The organism is Cupriavidus sp. CuC1 (assembly GCF_044627735.1).
GTDB lineage: Bacteria > Pseudomonadota > Gammaproteobacteria > Burkholderiales > Burkholderiaceae > Cupriavidus > Cupriavidus ulmosensis.
Genome location: NZ_JBIUHC010000024.1, coordinates 68,063 through 86,203 on the forward strand (window position 1 = coordinate 68,063; position 18,141 = coordinate 86,203).

An 18,141-nucleotide genomic window follows, 5' to 3' on the forward strand; every position below is an offset into this window, starting at 1 on the left:
GAAAACGATAAACATGTGCCTGTTGACTGTGTCATCGCTCAACTACAGTGAAGCCTGCACAAACCAGCACGCATCGCCACCATGACCAAGAACCTGACTCTCAGACATGCGCAAACGGAGGCCGAGATCCGTGCCTGCTTCCCTGTCATGCGGCAACTGCGCCCCAAGCTGCAAATGCCGGAGGACTTTCTCGACACCGTCACGCTGCAAAGCGGACAAGGGTACCGGCTGCTCGCGCTCTGGGACGATGGCAAAGCTGTTGCGCTGGCCGGATATCGGCGTCTTGACAACCTGATCCACGGGCGCTTTCTGTACGTCGACGACCTGATCACCGATGCCGAAGGCCGGGGACAGGGTCACGGCGAGCGTCTGCTGCAAGCGCTTTGCGAGCTTGGACGCACAGAAGGCTGCCAGCGACTTGTCCTGGATACCGCACTCGCGAACGCGCTGGCCCAGCGCTTCTATTTCCGTTCCGGCTTGCTCGCCAAGGGCCTCCACTTCTGCATGGAGCTGCAATGAAGCCCCTCAACCTGCTGCTGCTCGATTGCAGCCCGCGCCGTGACTATTCCACGAGCCGGCACCTGACTGGGCAACTGCTGCCTGCATTGTCCGCGCATTTCGGGCGGGGGATTCATGTCATGCGGCGCAACCTTGGTACCGAGCCGCTGCCGGCCATCACCGCGGAGTACGCGGAGTCGCTGCTCCTGCCCGCCGCCGAGGCAAAGGAACGCCATGGCGCAGCGCTCGCCGGGTCGGATGCGTTGATTCGGGAGCTGGAACAGGCCGATCTGCTCTGGATTTCCACCCCGGTGCACAACTTCACGGTCCCGGCTGTGCTCAAGAACTGGATCGATCTCGTGGTTCGACGCGACGTGACATTCATCGCCACGCCCGAAGGAAAAGTTGGATTGCTGCGAGATCGCCCGACGTTCGTGGCGGTGACATCGGGCGGCGCCATGTTCCGCGATCCGCCCGTCCAGCCCGATTTCTTTCGGCCGTATCTGACCGCCGTGCTGGGCATCATCGGACTCAAGGACGTCAGGTTCACGCATGCCACCTGCCTGGCATTTGCGGAAGTGCCCCAATCCGTCATCGAAGCCCAGGCCATGCAATCGCTGCGCAGCGGCGCGCTGGTGTAACGCAGGCTGTCGCAAGCTCACATTTTTCGATTGAGGACAAGCAGGCAGGTGGCCCGCATCGGCATTGATGCAAAACAGGAAACACCGTGCGCTTCGCGTCGATCTGGCGCGGGGACTTGGCGTTACCTAACATGGCTTCGTGGATCGTTCCACCTTCCTCAGCACGGAGAAGCATCATGAAGATTGTCACCATTGGCGGGACCGGCCTGATCGGCTCGAAGACCGTTCCCATTCTGCGCCTGGCCGGCCACGAGGTCGTCGCCGCCTCGCCAAAGAGCGGTGTCAACAGCATCACTGGCGAGGGCCTCAAGGAGGCCCTGACCGGCGCCCAGGTGGTGATCGACCTCGCCAATTCCCCGTCGTTTGAAGACAAGGCAGTGCTGGAGTTCTTCGAGACCTCAGGCCGCAACGTTCACGCGGCGGAGGCCGCAGCGGGCGTCCGGCACCATGTCGCGCTTTCCATCGTCGGCACCGACCGGACGCCCGACAATGGCTATTTCCGCGCCAAGGTCGCGCAAGAGAAGCTGATCGAGGGCTCCGGCATCCCCTACACCATCATCCGCTCAACCCAGTTCATGGAATTCCTCGGCGGCATCGCCGATTCCAGTGCGAAAGGAAACATCGTCAGCGTTTCGCCCGGTCTGTTCCAGCCCATTGCGTCGGACGACGTTGCTGCCATCGTTGCCGATGTAAGCTCGCGCCACCGCGAAATGGCATCGTCGAGATCGCCGGCCCGGAACGCGCCCCGTTCAACGAAATCGTCGCCCGTTATCTGAAGGCGGTTGGCGACCCGCGTGAAGTCGTGCGCGACCCCGAGGCCCGATACTTCGGCGGCCGGGTCGAGGAACATTCGCTGGTGCCGTTGGGCGAGGCGCGCCTCGGGCGCATCGGCTTAGAGGAATGGATGCGTCAATCGCAGCAACGATAGTCCGCAGGGCGCATGCCCACGTAAGCAGCACCGGTTTCGTCAGTACCACATTGAGCAGATCACCAGGAGCAAACATGACCCAACGTACGAATTACTTCCAGCAATCCCCGGAACTGTCCAAGAAGCTCATGGAGTTCAGCGCGCTGTTCCAGAACACCACGATCGAACAGCCCATTCGCGAGCTCGTCGAGATTCGCGCATCGCAGCTCAATGGCTGCGCTTTCTGCGTCGACATGCATATCAAGATGGCGAAGATCCACGGCGAGCGCGAACTGCGCCTGCATCACGTGGCGATCTGGCGCGAGTCGACGCTGTTCTCGCCGCGCGAACGCGCCGCGCTGGCCTGGACCGAGGTGCTGACCAGGCTTCCCGCCGACGGCGTGCCCGACGATATCTATGAGCGCGTGCGCACCCAGTACAGCGAGAAGGAACTGGCGGACCTCACTTTCCTGGTGGGGGCGATCAATACCTGGAACCGCCTGAATGTGGCGTTCCGCATGGTGCCTGGTTCGTCGGACAAGGCGTTCGGGCTCGACAAGGCCAACCTGGAGTGATGCCATGAAGACGGTCACTTCCGTTGCTGCAGCACTTGTATTGTCGTGCCTGACGGTCGCACAGCCCGCCGCCGCCGCGCCGGAGGCAAGTGTCACGCCCTTGCTCACGGAGGCGTTGCCCGAATACCCGGGGAAGGAGGCCACGATGATCATGGTGGAGTATCCGCCGGGCGCCGTCGATCCCGTGCATCGCCATGACGCACACGCCTTCGTCTATGTGCTCGAGGGCAGCATCGTCATGGGCGTCAGGGGCGGCAAGGAGGTGACGCTCAAGGCGGGCGAAACCTTCCACGAACGTCCGAACGATATCCACACCGTCGGACGCAACGCCAGCAATACACAGCCAGCAAAGTTCGTCGTGTTCCTGCTCAAGAAAAAGGGCGCGCCGATCCTGACGCCGGTGAAGTAGCCGCCGTCCATGCAGGCGCCGGCAATGCCGGTGCGCACCATCCGACCGGCAAGAGCGGCGCTACCGCATGCTCTTGCCGTGCCGCTGTTTTCCAGGGTGGCGTGAAGGGTTGTGGGACGGAAATTGATACTACGCCGGTTTCTTGGCAATATCACCATGACAAAATCAGGTCCTGGGCAGCGATCTGGTCAGTGGTGAGGGCGGTTGGCCGTATGGCCTGCCGGCGGTTCGGACCTCGGACCTCGGACCTCGGACCTGCGACCTGCCGCACCGCCGCGAGATGCGCACCATGCACCTGGGAAAATCGTACACAATATCCGAGTTCACGTTCTGGTCGAGACGGCAACTTTATGCCTCGCTAGCGTGCGGTTCGCTGCCCGTAGTCCTTTATCAGTTCTTCGGGCTGAAATGGCTGTCAATCCCGGTCTCGGTTGTGGTGCTGCTGGGCACCGCCACGTCATTCATCGTGGGTTTCCGGAACGTGCAGACCTACAGCAGGGCCTTGGAGGCACAGCAGATCTGGACTGAGATCCTGAACGGCAGCCGGTGCCTGGGTGTGATGAGCCGGGACTTTCTGGCAGGGCAGGCGGCCGGGCGGGATCTGGTTCTCCGGCATTGCGCGTGGCTGACGGCGCTCCGCTATCAACTGAGAACCCCAAGGATCTGGGAAAGCGCGGGCAAGGCATCCAACGTGGAGTACCGGAAGTACTACCGTGTTCCAGAGTGGGAGACTCCATTGGACGAGGCGCTTGCGCGGTATCTTCCACAGGCCGAACTCGACTCGCTTGCGCACGCCGAGAGCAAGACAAGCCGGTTGCTGGGAACGCAGTCAGCGACGATCAAGCGGCTCCTTGACGCTGGCGAGATCGGCAATGCCTTCTATCTGGAGTTGGTAGGATCGATCAGAGGCTTCTTCGCGCAGCAAGGACGGGCGGAGCGTATCAAGGACTATCCGTATCCCAGGCAATATGCGGTCATCAACAAGCTCTTTGTCCGTACTTTTTGTCTGCTACTGCCTTTTGGCATTCTTACGGAGTTCGAAAAGCTCAATGCCAGCGTTTCAGGCGTCATGCATGGCAACATGATCTGGCTGGTCATTCCATTTAGCACGATGATCTCCTGGATGTACCTCGCGCTGGAGCAAGTGGGCGAAAGCACGGAGAACCCGTTCGAAGGAAACGCCAATGATGTGCCCATGGCACAGATCTGCCGGAAGATCGAACACGAACTCATGGACATGCTTGGCGAGAAGTGCGATATCCCCGCGCCGACGGCCGTGCACGGTATTGTCCTCTGACCACTCAAGCTTACCGCTTTCCCACCTCCGACCATTTAGTCAGGCATCCTGTCATGTCTGCGGGGTGTGCGCAGCCGCAGCGCCGGCCGCGGAGTTCAATCCCTCAAAGCGCCTCATGGTACGGGCAATCTCTGGCTCGACCAGTGGGACGCTGACCAGGCCGCCCGGCACCGCGTGGGCAGGCACGGCGCCTACGCCGATGCCCGCTTCGATCAGGCTCGCCAGCGCGGGTACATGGCGCACTTCGCAGGTCCAAGCCGGACGCACTGCGACGGCCGACAAACCTTGATCGATCAGCATTCGATTGCCGCTGCCCGGCGCGAGCGCCACGCATTCGTACTCGGCCAACTCTGTCCAGGTGACCTGACGCCTCTGCGCCAGAGGATGCTCCGGTCGGCACGCCAGGACGAAGCGCTCCTGGAGCAGGGGCTCGAACTCCAGATCCGGCTCCTGCGTTCCCAGGTAACTGACGCCAAAGTCCGCCTCCGAGCGCGCCACAGCCAGCAAGATCTCGGAGGCGGTCTCGTCCAGCAATCGAACGTGGATACGAGGGTATGCATGGTGGAACTTCCTGACGCCATCAGAATGTGGTCTTGCCACCGTTCACGCCCAAGACTTGTCCCGAGACAAACGCCGCGCCATCCGATGCGAGAAACAGAATCGCTCCGACAATATCGTCTGGCTGGAGCTGAATAGATTTGCGTACTTGCTACCTCGGCTTGTCCCGGCAGTTCCAGGTTGGCGGGCCAGGCCCCACGCCAGCCGCGGACTGTTCGCCGTCACCTTGACGTACACAGTGCGCACCACCGTCGAGCGACTGTCCTTGTGGCTCAATGCCGCGCCGCAGCACCGACAATGGGTCTGGCCCGAGAGCCACCCCTCCACTTGCTTCGAAACCAGCTCGGCCTGCACCTTGGCCAACAGCGACCGCCCTTCCACGAGAGTCAGGCCTAGGTCCGCAAAGCTACAGTCGCGGCGCTCAATCACGGCCAAACCTCCGTCAACGTCATGGCGAGTGTGGCTGCCCTCGTCGGCCAACCTGGCTTCGATGATCAACCGCTGGTTTGCTCCAACCGTTGCGATACCGATCAGCGTAGTCCACGCGGAGCCGGCGCGGCGCCCAGATGCTCGAGCGGCCCTCCCTGGGAGCCTCCCCAACATTTGCACACTCTCCTTCACGCCAGCCAGAGGGCATTCTGGGGCAGCCACCCATCCGGCGCCCAATATCTGGTCGCCCTTGATCGCCAGCTCGCGGACGCTTATTCGGGGACCTGGCATTTCGCTTGAGAATTTCTCAAGTGTCAGCGCCGAAAATCTCGTTTGTAGAAAACGAGTCGGGCGGCCACCATTCGGGCACAAGCTTCTTCAACGGCCGTTCCCATCCATCACGACAAAGGAGACTCCCGTGTCCGCTCAACCCTACCCACTATGGAGTCCGGGGACCCCGCCCGCGCTGCTCGCTTCCCGTGACCGCGAAACCGATGAATGGGTTTTCCCAGCCGTATCCGATGCCTCGCCGTTGGCCCCGCGCCATCAGACCGTTCCGGTGGCAGGGACGGGCGCGGTTTACAGCTTCACTGTGATTCACCCCAGCCCCAAGAGCGGCCAGTCGCCGTACGCGCTGGGCTACGTGGACTTTCCCGGGCCGGTTCGCATCTTCGGGCGGTTGCAGGGCAAGGAGCGGCCCGCGATCGGGGATCTCTATGCGCCGCAGCCGGATGCGGATTTCGGCTACGTCTTCGTAGCCGTCACAGCCTGACCAGACTGAGGTAAAGAATATGCAGGATATCTACATCACCGGAGGCGCGATGACCGCTTTCGGCCGTCATCCGGGTGTACTCGCTCCGGAACTGGCGCAACGAGCCATTATGCAGGCATTGGATGATGCAGGCTTATCCCCTGGCGACATCCAGGCCGTCTACTGCGCGAACGTGCTTGGCGGCATGATACTGGGCCAGCTGATCGTCCGCGACCTGGGGTTCAAGGGCATTCCGGTCTACAACGTCGAAAACGCCTGCGCCAGCGGCGCCACCGGCGTGCACCTGGCGCGGCATGCCTTGCTGGCGCAGCAGTACGACACCGTGCTGGTCTTCGGTATCGAGCAGCTGACGGCGCTTGGCGGCGGCACCATCCCCATGCAACGCAACGACCACATGACGGAGCTTTACGCCAAGGCCGGCATGGTGCTGCCGGCGGTGTACGCCATGCGTGGCACACGCTTCCTGCACGAACGCGATGCCAGCCCGGCCGACCTCGCCGCGGTGGCCGTGAAGAACCGCCATAACGGCTCGCTCAACGAATTCGCCCAGCAGCGCACGCCGACCACGGTGGAGGAGGTACTGGCATCGCGCATGATCGCCGACCCGCTGACGCTGCTGCAATGCTGTCCGTCGCAGGTCGATGGCGCGGCGGCTGTCGTGGTCAGCACGCGTCGCCCGTCGCAGGCGCGGCCCGTGAAGGTGTTGGCATCGAGTGTCGTGTCCGGCATCCGGGAGGAGGCCGGAGACGACATCCTCGATGCGGAGATCACGGCCCGTGCCGCCCGGCAGGCCTATGAGCAGGCGGGGCTGGGGCCGCAGGACGTGGACGTGGTCGAGTTGCACGACGCCTTCACGATTGCCGAACTGCTCTACTACGAGGCCCTGGGCCTGGCACCGCGAGGCGATGCCGTGGCGCTGATGAAATCCGGCGCGACCCAGCTGGGCGGCCGCGTCCCGGTCAACCCGAGTGGCGGGCTGCTGGCCAAGGGGCATCCGCTCGGCGCAACGGGGGTGGCCCAGATGGTGGAAGTCATGTGGCATCTGCAAGGGCGGGCAGGGGCGCGGCAGGTCGCCGGTGCCAACGTCGGCCTGACCCAATGCACCGGTGGCGGCATTGCAGGGGTCGACCACGCCGCCTCGTCCGTTCATCTATTGGGAGTTTGATATGAACGCGCAGAGATTCGATCCCAGTCATGTTGCCGTGGTCACGGGCGCGGCGCGCGGCATCGGGCTTGGCATTGCCACGCAACTGGCCCGCCAGGGACTCACGGTGGCACTGCTTGACCGCGATGGCGCCGCACTCGACGAGGCCGTTGCTGGACTCGCAAGCGAGGGCTGCAATGCCATCGGGGCCACGGCCGACTTGACCGACTCGGCCGCCGTCAACGCGGCATTCGGCAACATCGTGTCGCGCGCCGGCCGCATCGACTACCTGGTGAACAATGCCGGCGCCGTGCGGGACATGCGCTTCCTCAAGATGAGCGACGAGGATTGGGACCTGGTCATCGACACCAACCTGCGCTCCCAGTTCCTGTGCTGCCGTGCGGCGCTCCCGGGCATGATCGAGCGCGGCTACGGGCGGGTAGTGAATATCTCGTCGCGGGCCTGGCTCGGTGGCTTCGGGCAGGCCAACTACTCGGCGGCCAAGGGTGGGGTGGTCAGCCTCACGCGTTCGCTGGCCATCGAGTTCGCCGCCACGGGCGTCACGGTCAATACGGTTGCGCCCGGTATCGTCGACACGCCGCTGTTCCGCAACTTCGCGCCCGATGTGCAGGCCAGGCTGCAGAAGTCCGTCCCGGTGCAGCGCATCGGCACAGCGGAAGACATCGCCAATGCCGTGGCGTTCTTTCTCGATCCGCTGTCCTCGTATGTCACCGGCCAGACGCTGTACGTATGCGGGGGACGCAGCCTGTCGTCCCCTAGCGTGTGAGGGGGAATGCCATGACTGTGCATCTTGACATCGACGGACCTGTCGCCGTCATCACCATCGACCGGCCGCAGGCGCTGAACGCCCTGGACGTCGCCTCCCTGCGCGAGCTGCGCGCCCACCTCACCGAAGTCCGCGATCGCGACGACCTGCGTGCGGCGATTCTCACGGGCGCCGGGTCGCGCGCGTTTTGCGCCGGTGCCGACCTGAAGGGCACGCAGACCTCGCCGGCCACCTATCCTGAAGCGCTTTTTCATGTGCCGGAGCGTGCAGCCGATCTGGGCCTCTACACCCGGCTGATGGATCTTATGGATCTTTGCATCTGGAAGCCCCTGATCGCAGCGGTCAACGGTCATTGCCTGGGTGCGGGCCTCGAAATCGCGTTGCAGTGCGATCTGCGCTTGGCATCCAGCAACGCCACCTTCGGCTTGCCAGAGGCGACGGTCGGATCGATTCCCGCAGTGTCGGGCTTGCATCGCCTGCTCAAGGCGGTGCCGTCGGCCTACGCCATGCAGATGGTACTCACCGGAGAGCGGATTAATGCCAGCGACGCCCAGCGCATCGGCCTCGTCACGGAAGCGGTCGATGGCAGTGCCTTGCTCGACCGCGCGCTGTCGATCGCTGCAAAAGTGGCAGCCAATGCGCCACTGGCCGTGCAGGCAATCAAGAAGCTCTCGCGTCAAACCAGCCATCTCGGCGAAGCGGATGCCCAGCAACTGACTGAACTCTATTGGGGCGTTCTGCGCGACACGGAAGACCGCCTGGAGGGCCGCAAGGCCTTTGCTGAAAAGCGGTCGCCGCACTACTCAGGCCGCTGAAAGCAACGTATCAAAACGCGAATCAAATGGAGACATTCATGGCACTCACATTCCGAACCGCGCGAGCGGGCCTCGCCGGCGCTTTTGCGGCGATGGCCCTTGGCGTTGCGGCACCGGCCGGCGCGCAACCGCCGTTTCCCACGCAGAAGCCGATCACACTGGTCGTCCCGTTTGCGCCAGGCGGCGGCAACGACATCTTGGCGCGATTGATCGCGCCAGGAATGAGTCAGCGCCTGGGACAGACAATCGTCGTCGAGAACAAGCCCGGGGCGGGCGGCAACCTGGGCGCCGACTTTGTCGCCCACGCGCCCGCGGACGGCTACACGCTTGTCATCGCATCGAGCCAGGTGACCATGAATCCCTTCCTGGGCATGAAGGTCCCGTTCCGGATCGAGCGCGACTTCGAACCTGTCGGCCTCGTTGCATCGGTGCCCATCATGCTGGTGGCGAACAATGATCAGCCCTTCAAGACGCTAAAGGAGTTCATCCAATACAGCCGGGCGAATCCGGGAAAACTGAGCTACAGCAGCCCTGGTACTGGAACGCCACAACATCTGGCGGGCGAGGTGTTTGCCAAGCTGAACAAGACCGAATTGCTCCATGTGCCCTATCGCGGCACGGGCCCTTCGATCACCGACCTGATGGGAGGACAGGTTCAGATCGCATTCGCCACCTTTGCGTCCGCGAACCAGTACGTCCAGGCCGGAAAGCTGCGGGCGCTGGGAATTGCCGGGAAAAAGCGCTCGGCGCTGATGCCCAATCTGCCGACATTCGTGGAAGCCGGCCTGACGGGCTATGAAGCAGACCTGTGGTACAGCCTGCTAGCGCCGGCGAAGACGCCGCGGGCGATCGTCGACAAGTTGAATGCTGCCCTGGTGGCGGCGTTGAAGTCCCCGGACGTGGTTGAACAACTCGCCAAGCAAGGGTTCGAAGCCAAGGGGTCGACGCCGGACGAACTCAAGGCATTTATCGGCAAGGAGCTGGCACGCTGGGAACGGATTATCAAGGATAACGGCATCAAGGTGTCGCTATGAACAGCACGCCCGCCGTTGTCCTTGCCGAGGCGGACAACCCGCTGCTGGCATACCTCGGCATCCGTCTGGGCGCCCTTGAAGCCGGTCGGTGCACTTTCGAACTCGATGTCGAAGCCAGGCATTTGAATCGGCAAGGCAGCCTGCAAGGCGGCGTGACCGCGACGCTGCTCGATGCGGCCTGCGGCTACGCCGGCCTCCAGGCCGTGGCGGACGGTCGACCTGGCAACGCGGTGACCCTGATGCTCGCCATCAGCTACATCAGCAAAGTCAACGCAGGCCGCCTTCGCGCGATCGCATCGGTCACGAAGGCGGGACGGAGCGTGTATTTCTCCTCGGGGACGCTTTTGACCGAGTCCGGCGTGGTGGTGGCGACGGCGCAGGGCACGTTCAAACGATCCCTGCCAACTTCGGAGGCATAGATATGTTGCGCAATGCTTTGGATGGGTTGACTGTTGTCGACTTCACGCAGATTGGCGCGGGGCCGACGTGCACCATGCTCTTGGCCGACATGGGTGCGCGCGTCCTCAAAGTGGAATCCCCCACGGGGGAACTGGGGCGAGGGTTGGGGCCCGCATGGATCGGCGAGGACAGTGCGCTGTTTCACGGCTTCAACCGTAATAAGGTCGGCTTGTCACTAAATCTCAAGGCGCCGGAAGGCGTCGCGGTCGCCAGGCGTCTGCTGTCAGAGGCCGATATCGTGGTGCAAAGCATGCGCCCGGGTGTGATGGAGCGGCTTGGCCTTGGCTACGCGCAGCTTGCAGCGGACCATCCGTCGCTAATCTACTGCTCCATATCCGCCTACGGCCAAACCGGTCCCTATGCCGACCGCGCCGGCGTCGACGGCATCGTGCAGGCCGACTCGGGGCTGATGAGCCTGATCGGGGTGCCGGGTGGCGAACCTTGCAAGGTCCAGGCACCCGTGGTCGATGTCATGACGGGTCATGTGGCTTGCGTCGGCGTCCTGGCCAAGCTGGCGCAGCGGGCGCGCGACGGGCAGGGCGGGCATCTCGACGTCAACCTGTTGAACTCCGCACTGGCGTTGCAGCAATCGTCGATCACCAGCTACTTCGCGGACGGGGAACTGCCTGTGCGGGCAGGGAGCGCGGCACCTTACTCCGCGCCAAACCAGGCCTTCGAGACAGCCGACGGCTGGATCATGGTGGCCGCCTATACGCCGGATCGCTGGCAACGGCTTTGCGAAAGGCTCGGCCTGCCGCGCCTCGCCGATGACCCCCGCTTCACCACATCTCCGCTGCGCGTGGCCAACCGGCCCCAGATGGTCGAGGCATTGACGGGCGCCTTCAAGACGCGCTCGACCGATGAGTGGCTGCCGATACTCAAGCATGCCGACATCCTGTGCGCGCGTGTTGCGACCTATGAAGATGTGATGCAGCACCCGCAGGTCGCCGCCAATCGCATGATCAGCCAGGTCCATCACGCGATGCTGGGGGCCATACCCATGCCGGGCTTCCCAATCAATAGCGCGGAAGAAAACTCGCAGCCCTCGCGGCCTGCGCCGTCCTGTGGGCAGGACACGCGCGAGGTGCTGCTCGGCATGGGGTACACCGGTCACGACATCGCGGCCCTGCTCGACCTGGGCGCCATCCACTGCGGCGATGCGATCCCATCGCCCGCGGGTCATCGGCTCCAGCCGGTCGCGCCATGAACTCCCCCGACGTGATTGCTGCCCTTCACGCGAGGCGGAGCGTGCGGGGCTTCCTTGGGACGTCGGTTTCCAGGCAGACCGTCGAAGCCATCCTGGCCGATGCGGCACGAAGCCCCAGCGCCTCAAATATGCAGCCCTGGCGGGTGTACGCCTGCGGCGGCGATGTGCGCAACCGGCTTAGCGCTGAACTCATCGCCTTGCACCTCGCCGGCGGTGATGATCACCGAGAGGAGTATGTCTACTACCCCCCGCTGTGGCGAGATCTGTACCTGGCGCGGCGCAGGAAGGTGGGCAAGGCGCTGTATGGCCTGCTCGGCATCGCCAAGGGCGATGCTACAGGCATGGCGCGCCAGTATGCACGCAACTACGACTTCTTCGGCGCGCCGGTAGGCCTGTTCTTCACCATCGAACGGGACCAGGGGCAAGCCGCGTGGCTTGACCTTGGCATGTTCCTGTATGGCGTCATGATGGCTTCAATCGGTCACGGCCTGGCGACCTGTCCGCAACAGGCATTCGCCCGCTATCACAGGCTGATCCGCGCGCGGCTGGATATCCCGGAAAGCGAAGTGGTCGTGTGCGGGATGTCGCTCGGGCATCCCGATCCCGGTGAACCCGCCAATCGCTTGACTACCGAGCGCGAGCCGGTAGGCGAGTTTGCCCGCTTCCTGGGTCTGTAGGCAGTGTGCTAGCCAAGGCTATGTCATGTGGGCGCCGAGGCCGGAAACTGTTCTAGTATCCACTTGCGGAAGGTCGCCATGCTGGCGCTCTCCTTGCGGTCCGCTGGCGTGAGTAGGTAGTACGTGAAGTCACCCATGTCGACCGTTTGTCGGAACGGCGCCACCAGCACGCCCGATTGAAGATCGGCAGCGACCAGAAAGTGCTGTGCAATGGCGAAGCCCTGGCCCTCGGCTGCCGCGGCGTAGGCCATGGCGGAGCTCTGGTAGGTCATCCCGCTGCGCGAATCGACCTGGCCGTCGACACCAGCCGCCTCAAGCCAGTAGCGCCAGTCGTCGGGCCGCGCGATCGAATGCAGCAGGGTCTGGTGCCGCAGGTCCGATGGCTTCTTCACCTTGTTGCGCACCAACATCAGGCCGGGACTGCAGACAGGGACCAGCACATTGGACACCAGGCGATGGGCGTTCACACCGCTCCACTTGCCATCGCCGAGCCGGATCGCCCCGTCGATATCCTCCTTGCGAAAGTCGACCGGGTCGAGCGACGCGGTGAGCAGGACCTCGATCCCGGGATTCGCCGCATGGAAACTGGAGAGCCGAGGAATCAGCCAGCGCATGGCGAACGTGGTGTAGGCGCGGACCTTGAGTTGCTTGCGTTTGGCGCGCCTGGTGAGGCGAAGTGTGGCCTCGCGGAGCCCGTCCATTAAGCGGGTCACAGCCCGGTAGTAATCATCGCCAGCACGCGTGAGCGAAATCTGCCGGTGTCCGCGATGCAGCAGCTGAACGCCCAGCCCTTCCTCGAGCGAGCGGATCTGCCGGCTGACCGCACCCGGCGTGACGTGCAGTTCGTCCGCCGCAACCGTGATGCTGAGGTGCCTGGCCGCCGCTTCGAAAGCGCGCAGCGCGTTGAGAGGGGGAAGTGGATCCATGCGCCCGAGTTTGACACACGGTTGAGATTTCCTCAATCGTAGGGAACGATCAAATCGGAGCGACGGCATGGGCCAAGTGGGCTCCGCCGATGAGCAAGCAGTCCGGCCTTTGCCTACCGAAAGTCCCAGTGGGGGTCGACGAGCGCTCATCCAAGCCGAGGTTGGCGATCGTTCATTAACAGGACGATGCCGTAGCCGACCAGCGGCAGAGTAACGGGTAGGCCCACGGTCGGTGGGAGTTGGGGCAGGTCGTGAAGTTTCTGTCAGACCCGCCTCCGCATGTGTGATTCGGCACGGAGCCGTTAGCCCGCTCTGGCATCGCCTTCTCATTATGGATCATGGGCGTAGGCCCGCTGGAGGCGGCGCCAAGGAGTGCTTTCGACGACGAGCTTGGCAGAAGGATCATGGCGTGCCCGCAGGTCCGGTTTGCCCGGAGGCAAGATGCTGGGCTTGCGTACCTCGGGAGCTGAGCGTCGCCAGCTTCCGGAAGATCACGTAGAAGACAGGCGTCAGTATCAATCCGAAGACGGTCACTCCAATCATTCCAGCGAACACCGCTACGCCCATCGCCCGGCGCATCTCTGCGCCTGCGCCGTGCGAGGTGACCAGTGGCAGAACGCCCATCACGAATGCGAAGGACGTCATTAGTATCGGGCGCAGCCGCAGTCGGCTGGCTTCGATTGCCGCCTCCACGATGGTGCGACCCTCATGCTCCAGTTCCCAGGCAAACTCGACGATCAGGATTGCGTTCTTCGCCGACAGCCCAACCAACACGATGCAGCCAATCTGGGTGAAGATGTTGTTGTCGCCTTTCGTGAGCCACACGCCCGTCATCGCGGCCAGGAGGCTCATCGGCACGATCAGGATGACCGCCAATGGCAACGTCAGGCTTTCATATTGTGCCGCTAGGACCAGGAAGACCAGAAGGACACATAGCGGAAATATCCAAAGCCCGGTGTTGCCGGCCAGAATGTCCTGATAGGTCAGTTCGGTCCATTCAAACTTCATGCCCTTGGGCAATGTTTCCAATGCGACCTCTTCGGCGGCGTCGCGCGCCTGCCCGGACGAGTAGCCCGGCGCCGAACCACCATTCATATCTGCAGCGGTGAAACCGTTATACCGGACTACACTATCCGGACCGAATCCTTGTTGCACGCGAACAAGGGAAGATAGCGGCACCATCTCGCCGGAGAGACTGCGTGTCTTGAGTTGCTGAATATCCTCGGCGCGAGTGCGGTAGCTGGCATCAGCCTGGACCCTTACCTTATAGGTTCGACCAAATTGGTTGAAGTCATTCACGTAGGCTGAGCCGAGATAAGTCTGCAGAGTATCGAATACGTCGGTAACCGCTACACCGACCTGCTTCGCCTTGACACGATCGAGACTAACGTCGAGTTGAGGGACATTGACCTGGTAGTTACTGAAGAGGCCTGCGAGCTCGGGCCGGGTCCGCGCCGCAGCGGTGAACGCCGCCGTGGCGTTGAACAGAGCCTCGTAACCGAGCGCGGCTCGGTCCTCGATCATCATCTTGAAGCCCCCAATCGTACCGAGTCTCACCGGGGGAGGGGGCACTACGCCGATGAGCGCATCGCGGACCTCGCCATAGCGCCGGGTTAGTTCTCGTCCGATCGCGAAGCTGGTCTGGTCATCGCGGCTGCGCTCGCTGAAAGGTTTTAGCGTGACGAACAGGACCCCCGAGTTCGGGCTGTTGGTCAGCCCATTGATGGAGAGGCCGGGGAATGCCACCGCAGCCTCGACATCGGGATGCTTCAGCGCAATCGCGGACATGCGCCGGATGACGTCCTCGGTGCGGTCCAACGTGGCGCCTGCCGGCAGGCGAGTGAAGGCCACAAGATGCTGTTTGTCCTGAGCGGTTACGAAGCCCTTGGGGACGAGCTGAAACATTGCCCAGGTCAATCCGAGCATGAGCACGTAAACACCGAATGCGCTGGTCTTGCGGGCGACCACTCCCTTGACGCCACGTGCGTAGCGATCGGAGCTGCGTGCGAAGAATCGGTTAAAGCGGCGGAAGAAGCCGCCCAGAACGCGGTCCATCCCGCGCGACAACCGGTCCTTCGGGACATCATGGCCGCGCAACAGGAGTGCGGAAAGCGCCGGCGAGAGCGTTAGCGAGTTGACCGCCGAGATGACCGTTGAAATCGAGATGGTCAGTGCGAACTGCTTGTAGAACTGGCCTGTCAGCCCAGTCATGAACGCTAGCGGGACGAAGACAGCGATCAGGGTTAGCGCGATTGCGATGATGGGACCGCTGACCTCTTTCATCGCCTTGTAGGTAGCCTGTTTTGGCGCAAGGCCATCCGCGATGTTGCGTTCGACGTTCTCGACCACCACGATTGCATCGTCCACCACGATGCCGATCGCGAGCACGAGACCGAATAAGGAAAGCGCGTTAATCGAGAAGCCGAACAGATGCATCAACCCGAACGTTCCGACGATCGACACCGGCACGGCCAGCAACGGGATGATCGACGCGCGCCAGGTCTGAAGGAACAGAATCACGACCAGGACAACGAGCGCGATCGCCTCGAATAGCGTGTGCACAACGGCATCGATGCTGTGACGGACGAACTCGGTGGGATCGTAGACGATTTTGTAATCGATATCGTCCTGGAAACCGGCCTTGGCATCCTTCATGATTTCGCGTGCAGCGTCCGAAATGTTGATCGAGTTCGATCCAGGCGCCTGCGAGATAAGCAATGCGACTGCGGGCTTGTTGTCGAGCAACGACCGAACGTTGTATTCGGACGCACCCAATTCAATCCTGGAGATATCTCGTAAGGATGTCACTGCCCCCGTAGCCGAAGTCCGAACCACGATCGCACCGAACTCCTCGACTGTGTTCAGTCGCCCCTGCGCGTTTACAGACAGCTGGAGATCGTTGCCAGGGGGCGATGGCGATGCGCCGATCACGCCGGCGGCTACCTGTACGTTCTGTTCTCGAATGGCCTTGACGACGTCGCTTGCCGTGAGTCCCCGCTCAGCGGTCTTGGCCGGATCGAGCCAGACGCGCATGGAATAGTCGCCTGAGCCCAGCAGCAGCACTTGGCCAACGCCGGGTATCCGTGCAAGCCTGTCCTTGACATTGATTAGCGCGTAATTGCGTAGATATGTCGTGTCGTATCGGTTGTTTGGCGACACCAGATGGATAACCATGGTCAGGTCCGGGGCGCTCTTGACGGTCGTAACACCGAGTCGGCGGACATCTTCGGGCAGGCGTGGCTCGGCCTGTGCTACTCGATTCTGGACAAGCTGTTGTGCTTTGTCTGGGTCCGTGCCCAGTTTGAACGTGACGGTCAATGTCAATTGGCCGTCGCTATTCGACTGCGAGGACATGTAGAGCATGTCCTCGACACCGTTGATCTGCTCTTCTAGCGGCGTGGCCACCGTCTCGGCGATGACCTTCGGATTGGCCCCTGGGAACTGCGCCTTGACAACCACCGCCGGCGGCACCACCTCTGGATATTCCGACACAGGAAGCCGGAACATGGCGATCGCACCGATTAGAAAGATCAGCGCGGAAAGCACGCCGGCGAAGATGGGACGGTCGATGAAGAACCGGGAGAAGTTCATAGGTGGTTCTGACGGCAGGCTGGGGAGGGTGGTTCACGCGATGCGAAGTGATTTGCGAGGTATGGGGAGGTGAGCCGGCACTAAGATCCCGGCGCGGACACGACGCCCCCCAATACGCGGCCACGAGGGAGAATCTACGGTCTCGTGAAAAAATTGGAAAAGACTTTAAAAGCAGACGGGCATACTCCCCAAGCATGGGGTTCGCAATGGAGGAACAATGGAACTGCGACACCTTCGGTGCTTGCATCCGCCGTCAATTCAAATCAAATGTCCCGCGCCCTTGGTTATTGTGAGCCTACGCCGGGATTTCTCTGCACTTTGTACGCCACGCCACTTTCTTGCGCAGAGGCAACGCGGCGTCGCCACGTGGTTTGGTCGGTTGATGAAGCAGGTGCGCCTGCTCCTTGTCGTGCATCCTCAATCCTCCTGAGACTCAGTGAGCCACGCCGCTGCTATGCGTGGGGTGACCGGCAGGCATGCGATTGACTTGCCTGGCGGGCATCTGGCTGACGAGCACGGCTACGCAGATGATTGCGTCGATGATGAGGATTCCTTCCAACATTGCCCTGCGCACAAATCGCTTCAGTGGGCGGTGCGCCCCCTGCCGACTCCACTCGAGAGTAAGGACAGAGAGCATCGTCGCCAATAGACCCGACGGCTTGTCGAGGCTGGTTGCGCCGGTCGCCCAGGCGCGCAACGACGGGATGCTGAGATAGCGATTCGCAGCGCCCAGTGTGACGATGATCGCGACCAACGACCGCTTGTCATCGGCCCCGTCGGCCAACGAATCTTCTCCTAGAAAGAATGTATTGACCTGCCGCACCTCAAGCGACGTGGATTGGGCTTGACACACAGCTCAAGCGAGACGGGGCTCGGCTGTCGTTTTGCTACGAAGCCGGACCAGGTGGCTCTATGCTGTATCGGCAACTGCACGACCTGAAGCAGGACCGTCAGGTGGCGGCCCTTGACGGGAGTCGCCGCAAGCCTGCGTCGGTTTCTGGCCATTGGTAAACGGCCGGCTGCGAGTCACCCGCCTAGCGCGGCCTTCGCCATCAGCCCGAGCGCCACGCAGATCAACGCCACCGCGAAACCCACCTGTACATGCAGCGCGGAGAGACGGTGCGAGACCAGCCGCCCGGCCACCATGCCGGCGGCCGTCGCCAGGCTGAACCAGAGCGTCAGGTGGAGCGGCAGCGGCGCGCCATGCAGGACCGTCACGACAACACCGCCGCTGCCGACTAGGGCGATCACCATCAGCGACGTGGCGACGATGCCATGCATCGACACGTTGGTCAGCTTGCGCAGCATTGGCACGATGATGAAGCCGCCGCCCACGCCTATTGAGTTTTACAAAAAACATGACAACCGATTCTATGCTGGTGCGTTTTATCTCGAACAAGTTGATTGGAGATATG

At 62.5% G+C, this 18,141-nt stretch carries 18 protein-coding genes and 2 pseudogenes; 14 read left to right on the top strand and 6 right to left on the bottom strand.

From position 1 onward, the window contains the following. The first annotated feature begins 81 nt into the window (after positions 1–81). The 6 genes and pseudogenes from ACGLHR_RS13230 to ACGLHR_RS13255 all read left to right on the top strand — a co-directional run bounded on the left by ACGLHR_RS13230 (position 82) and on the right by ACGLHR_RS13255 (position 4,327). On the top strand, positions 82–519 hold the full coding sequence (locus ACGLHR_RS13230; RefSeq protein WP_400094351.1) for a GNAT family N-acetyltransferase: 438 nt from the start codon (positions 82–84) through the stop codon (positions 517–519). Further along, a complete protein-coding gene (locus ACGLHR_RS13235) occupies positions 516–1,139 on the top strand; it encodes an FMN-dependent NADH-azoreductase (RefSeq protein ID WP_400094352.1) in 624 nt (207 codons plus the stop codon). Before ACGLHR_RS13230 ends, ACGLHR_RS13235 begins: the two co-directional genes overlap by 4 nt. Positions 1,140–1,315: 176 nt before the next feature. Continuing rightward, a pseudogene (locus ACGLHR_RS13240) lies at positions 1,316–2,067 on the top strand (SDR family oxidoreductase). Positions 2,068–2,141: 74 nt separating this feature from the next. Beyond that, a complete protein-coding gene (locus ACGLHR_RS13245; protein ID WP_400094353.1) occupies positions 2,142–2,621 on the top strand; it encodes a carboxymuconolactone decarboxylase family protein in 480 nt (159 codons plus the stop codon). Between the two features lie 4 nt (positions 2,622–2,625). Continuing rightward, positions 2,626–3,030 carry a cupin domain-containing protein gene (locus ACGLHR_RS13250; RefSeq protein ID WP_115212863.1) on the top strand — a complete coding sequence of 135 codons (405 nt, stop codon included), beginning with the start codon at positions 2,626–2,628 and terminating at the stop codon, positions 3,028–3,030. Positions 3,031–3,319: 289 nt separating this feature from the next. Continuing rightward, on the top strand, positions 3,320–4,327 hold the full coding sequence (locus tag ACGLHR_RS13255) for a bestrophin family protein (RefSeq protein ID WP_400094376.1): 1,008 nt from the start codon (positions 3,320–3,322) through the stop codon (positions 4,325–4,327). Between the two features lie 51 nt (positions 4,328–4,378). Here ACGLHR_RS13255 and ACGLHR_RS13260 read toward each other — a convergent pair whose 3' ends face one another. Together ACGLHR_RS13260 and ACGLHR_RS13265 are read right to left on the bottom strand one after the other, a co-directional pair. Continuing rightward, a complete protein-coding gene (locus ACGLHR_RS13260) occupies positions 4,379–4,927 on the bottom strand; it encodes a LysR substrate-binding domain-containing protein (protein ID WP_400094354.1) in 549 nt (182 codons plus the stop codon). Then, positions 4,908–5,021, bottom strand: coding sequence for an SDR family oxidoreductase (locus ACGLHR_RS13265; RefSeq protein WP_400094377.1), 114 nt, complete (start codon positions 5,019–5,021; stop codon positions 4,908–4,910). The genes ACGLHR_RS13260 and ACGLHR_RS13265 overlap by 20 nt, the downstream gene beginning before the upstream one ends. 711 nt (positions 5,022–5,732) lie before the next feature. Here ACGLHR_RS13265 and ACGLHR_RS13270 point away from each other — a divergent pair. From ACGLHR_RS13270 to ACGLHR_RS13305, 8 genes are read left to right on the top strand one after another with little or no spacing between them, the layout of a single operon-like run. Then, positions 5,733–6,086, top strand: a complete 354-nt coding sequence (locus tag ACGLHR_RS13270) for a Zn-ribbon domain-containing OB-fold protein (protein ID WP_400094356.1) — start codon at positions 5,733–5,735, stop codon at positions 6,084–6,086. Positions 6,087–6,105: 19 nt separating this feature from the next. Further along, positions 6,106–7,251 carry a thiolase family protein gene (locus tag ACGLHR_RS13275; protein ID WP_318236521.1) on the top strand — a complete coding sequence of 382 codons (1,146 nt, stop codon included), beginning with the start codon at positions 6,106–6,108 and terminating at the stop codon, positions 7,249–7,251. A 1-nt stretch (position 7,252) separates the two neighbouring features. After that, entirely contained in the window at positions 7,253–8,017 is a 765-nt protein-coding gene (locus ACGLHR_RS13280; protein ID WP_400094358.1) for an SDR family NAD(P)-dependent oxidoreductase, read from the top strand. An 11-nt stretch (positions 8,018–8,028) separates the two neighbouring features. Next, positions 8,029–8,832 (top strand): enoyl-CoA hydratase/isomerase family protein, encoded by an 804-nt coding sequence (locus ACGLHR_RS13285; RefSeq protein ID WP_400094360.1) that lies wholly within the window; start codon positions 8,029–8,031, stop codon positions 8,830–8,832. A gap of 26 nt (positions 8,833–8,858) precedes the next feature. Then, entirely contained in the window at positions 8,859–9,866 is a 1,008-nt protein-coding gene (locus ACGLHR_RS13290) for a Bug family tripartite tricarboxylate transporter substrate binding protein (RefSeq protein WP_400094361.1), read from the top strand. Beyond that, positions 9,863–10,285, top strand: a complete 423-nt coding sequence (locus ACGLHR_RS13295) for a PaaI family thioesterase (protein ID WP_318236517.1) — start codon at positions 9,863–9,865, stop codon at positions 10,283–10,285. Before ACGLHR_RS13290 ends, ACGLHR_RS13295 begins: the two co-directional genes overlap by 4 nt. Positions 10,286–10,287: 2 nt before the next feature. Beyond that, positions 10,288–11,532: a CaiB/BaiF CoA transferase family protein gene (locus ACGLHR_RS13300; RefSeq protein WP_400094363.1), complete on the top strand. Its 1,245-nt coding sequence runs from the start codon at positions 10,288–10,290 to the stop codon at positions 11,530–11,532. Then, positions 11,529–12,209 (top strand): nitroreductase, encoded by a 681-nt coding sequence (locus ACGLHR_RS13305; protein ID WP_400094364.1) that lies wholly within the window; start codon positions 11,529–11,531, stop codon positions 12,207–12,209. The genes ACGLHR_RS13300 and ACGLHR_RS13305 overlap by 4 nt, the downstream gene beginning before the upstream one ends. A 23-nt stretch (positions 12,210–12,232) precedes the next feature. Here ACGLHR_RS13305 and gcvA read toward each other — a convergent pair whose 3' ends face one another. The 4 genes and pseudogenes from gcvA to ACGLHR_RS13325 form a co-directional block, all read right to left on the bottom strand. After that, the gene (gene gcvA, locus ACGLHR_RS13310) at positions 12,233–13,135 is read right to left on the bottom strand and encodes a transcriptional regulator GcvA (protein WP_400094365.1); all 903 of its coding nucleotides are present in this window, start codon (positions 13,133–13,135) and stop codon (positions 12,233–12,235) included. Positions 13,136–13,537: 402 nt separating this feature from the next. Then, positions 13,538–16,726 (bottom strand): efflux RND transporter permease subunit, encoded by a 3,189-nt coding sequence (locus tag ACGLHR_RS13315; RefSeq protein WP_400094367.1) that lies wholly within the window; start codon positions 16,724–16,726, stop codon positions 13,538–13,540. 433 nt (positions 16,727–17,159) lie between these two features. Further along, positions 17,160–17,510, bottom strand: a complete 351-nt coding sequence (locus ACGLHR_RS13320) for a hypothetical protein (RefSeq protein WP_400094369.1) — start codon at positions 17,508–17,510, stop codon at positions 17,160–17,162. Between the two features lie 242 nt (positions 17,511–17,752). Next, positions 17,753–18,067: pseudogene (locus ACGLHR_RS13325) on the bottom strand (sulfite exporter TauE/SafE family protein); the annotation flags it as partial. Positions 18,068–18,141: the final 74 nt, after the last annotated feature.

Coding starts and splice junctions, on each gene's coding strand:
- ACGLHR_RS13230 (WP_400094351.1), top strand. CDS start 82: ATGACCAAGAACCTGACTCTCAGACATGCGCAAACGGAGGCCGAGATC.
- ACGLHR_RS13235 (WP_400094352.1), top strand. CDS start 516: ATGAAGCCCCTCAACCTGCTGCTGCTCGATTGCAGCCCGCGCCGTGAC.
- ACGLHR_RS13315 (WP_400094367.1), bottom strand. CDS start 16,726: ATGAACTTCTCCCGGTTCTTCATCGACCGTCCCATCTTCGCCGGCGTG.
- ACGLHR_RS13295 (WP_318236517.1), top strand. CDS start 9,863: ATGAACAGCACGCCCGCCGTTGTCCTTGCCGAGGCGGACAACCCGCTG.
- ACGLHR_RS13250 (WP_115212863.1), top strand. CDS start 2,626: ATGAAGACGGTCACTTCCGTTGCTGCAGCACTTGTATTGTCGTGCCTG.
- ACGLHR_RS13275 (WP_318236521.1), top strand. CDS start 6,106: ATGCAGGATATCTACATCACCGGAGGCGCGATGACCGCTTTCGGCCGT.
- gcvA (WP_400094365.1), bottom strand. CDS start 13,135: ATGGATCCACTTCCCCCTCTCAACGCGCTGCGCGCTTTCGAAGCGGCG.
- ACGLHR_RS13300 (WP_400094363.1), top strand. CDS start 10,288: ATGTTGCGCAATGCTTTGGATGGGTTGACTGTTGTCGACTTCACGCAG.
- ACGLHR_RS13285 (WP_400094360.1), top strand. CDS start 8,029: ATGACTGTGCATCTTGACATCGACGGACCTGTCGCCGTCATCACCATC.
- ACGLHR_RS13280 (WP_400094358.1), top strand. CDS start 7,253: ATGAACGCGCAGAGATTCGATCCCAGTCATGTTGCCGTGGTCACGGGC.
- ACGLHR_RS13245 (WP_400094353.1), top strand. CDS start 2,142: ATGACCCAACGTACGAATTACTTCCAGCAATCCCCGGAACTGTCCAAG.
- ACGLHR_RS13255 (WP_400094376.1), top strand. CDS start 3,320: ATGCACCTGGGAAAATCGTACACAATATCCGAGTTCACGTTCTGGTCG.
- ACGLHR_RS13290 (WP_400094361.1), top strand. CDS start 8,859: ATGGAGACATTCATGGCACTCACATTCCGAACCGCGCGAGCGGGCCTC.
- ACGLHR_RS13305 (WP_400094364.1), top strand. CDS start 11,529: ATGAACTCCCCCGACGTGATTGCTGCCCTTCACGCGAGGCGGAGCGTG.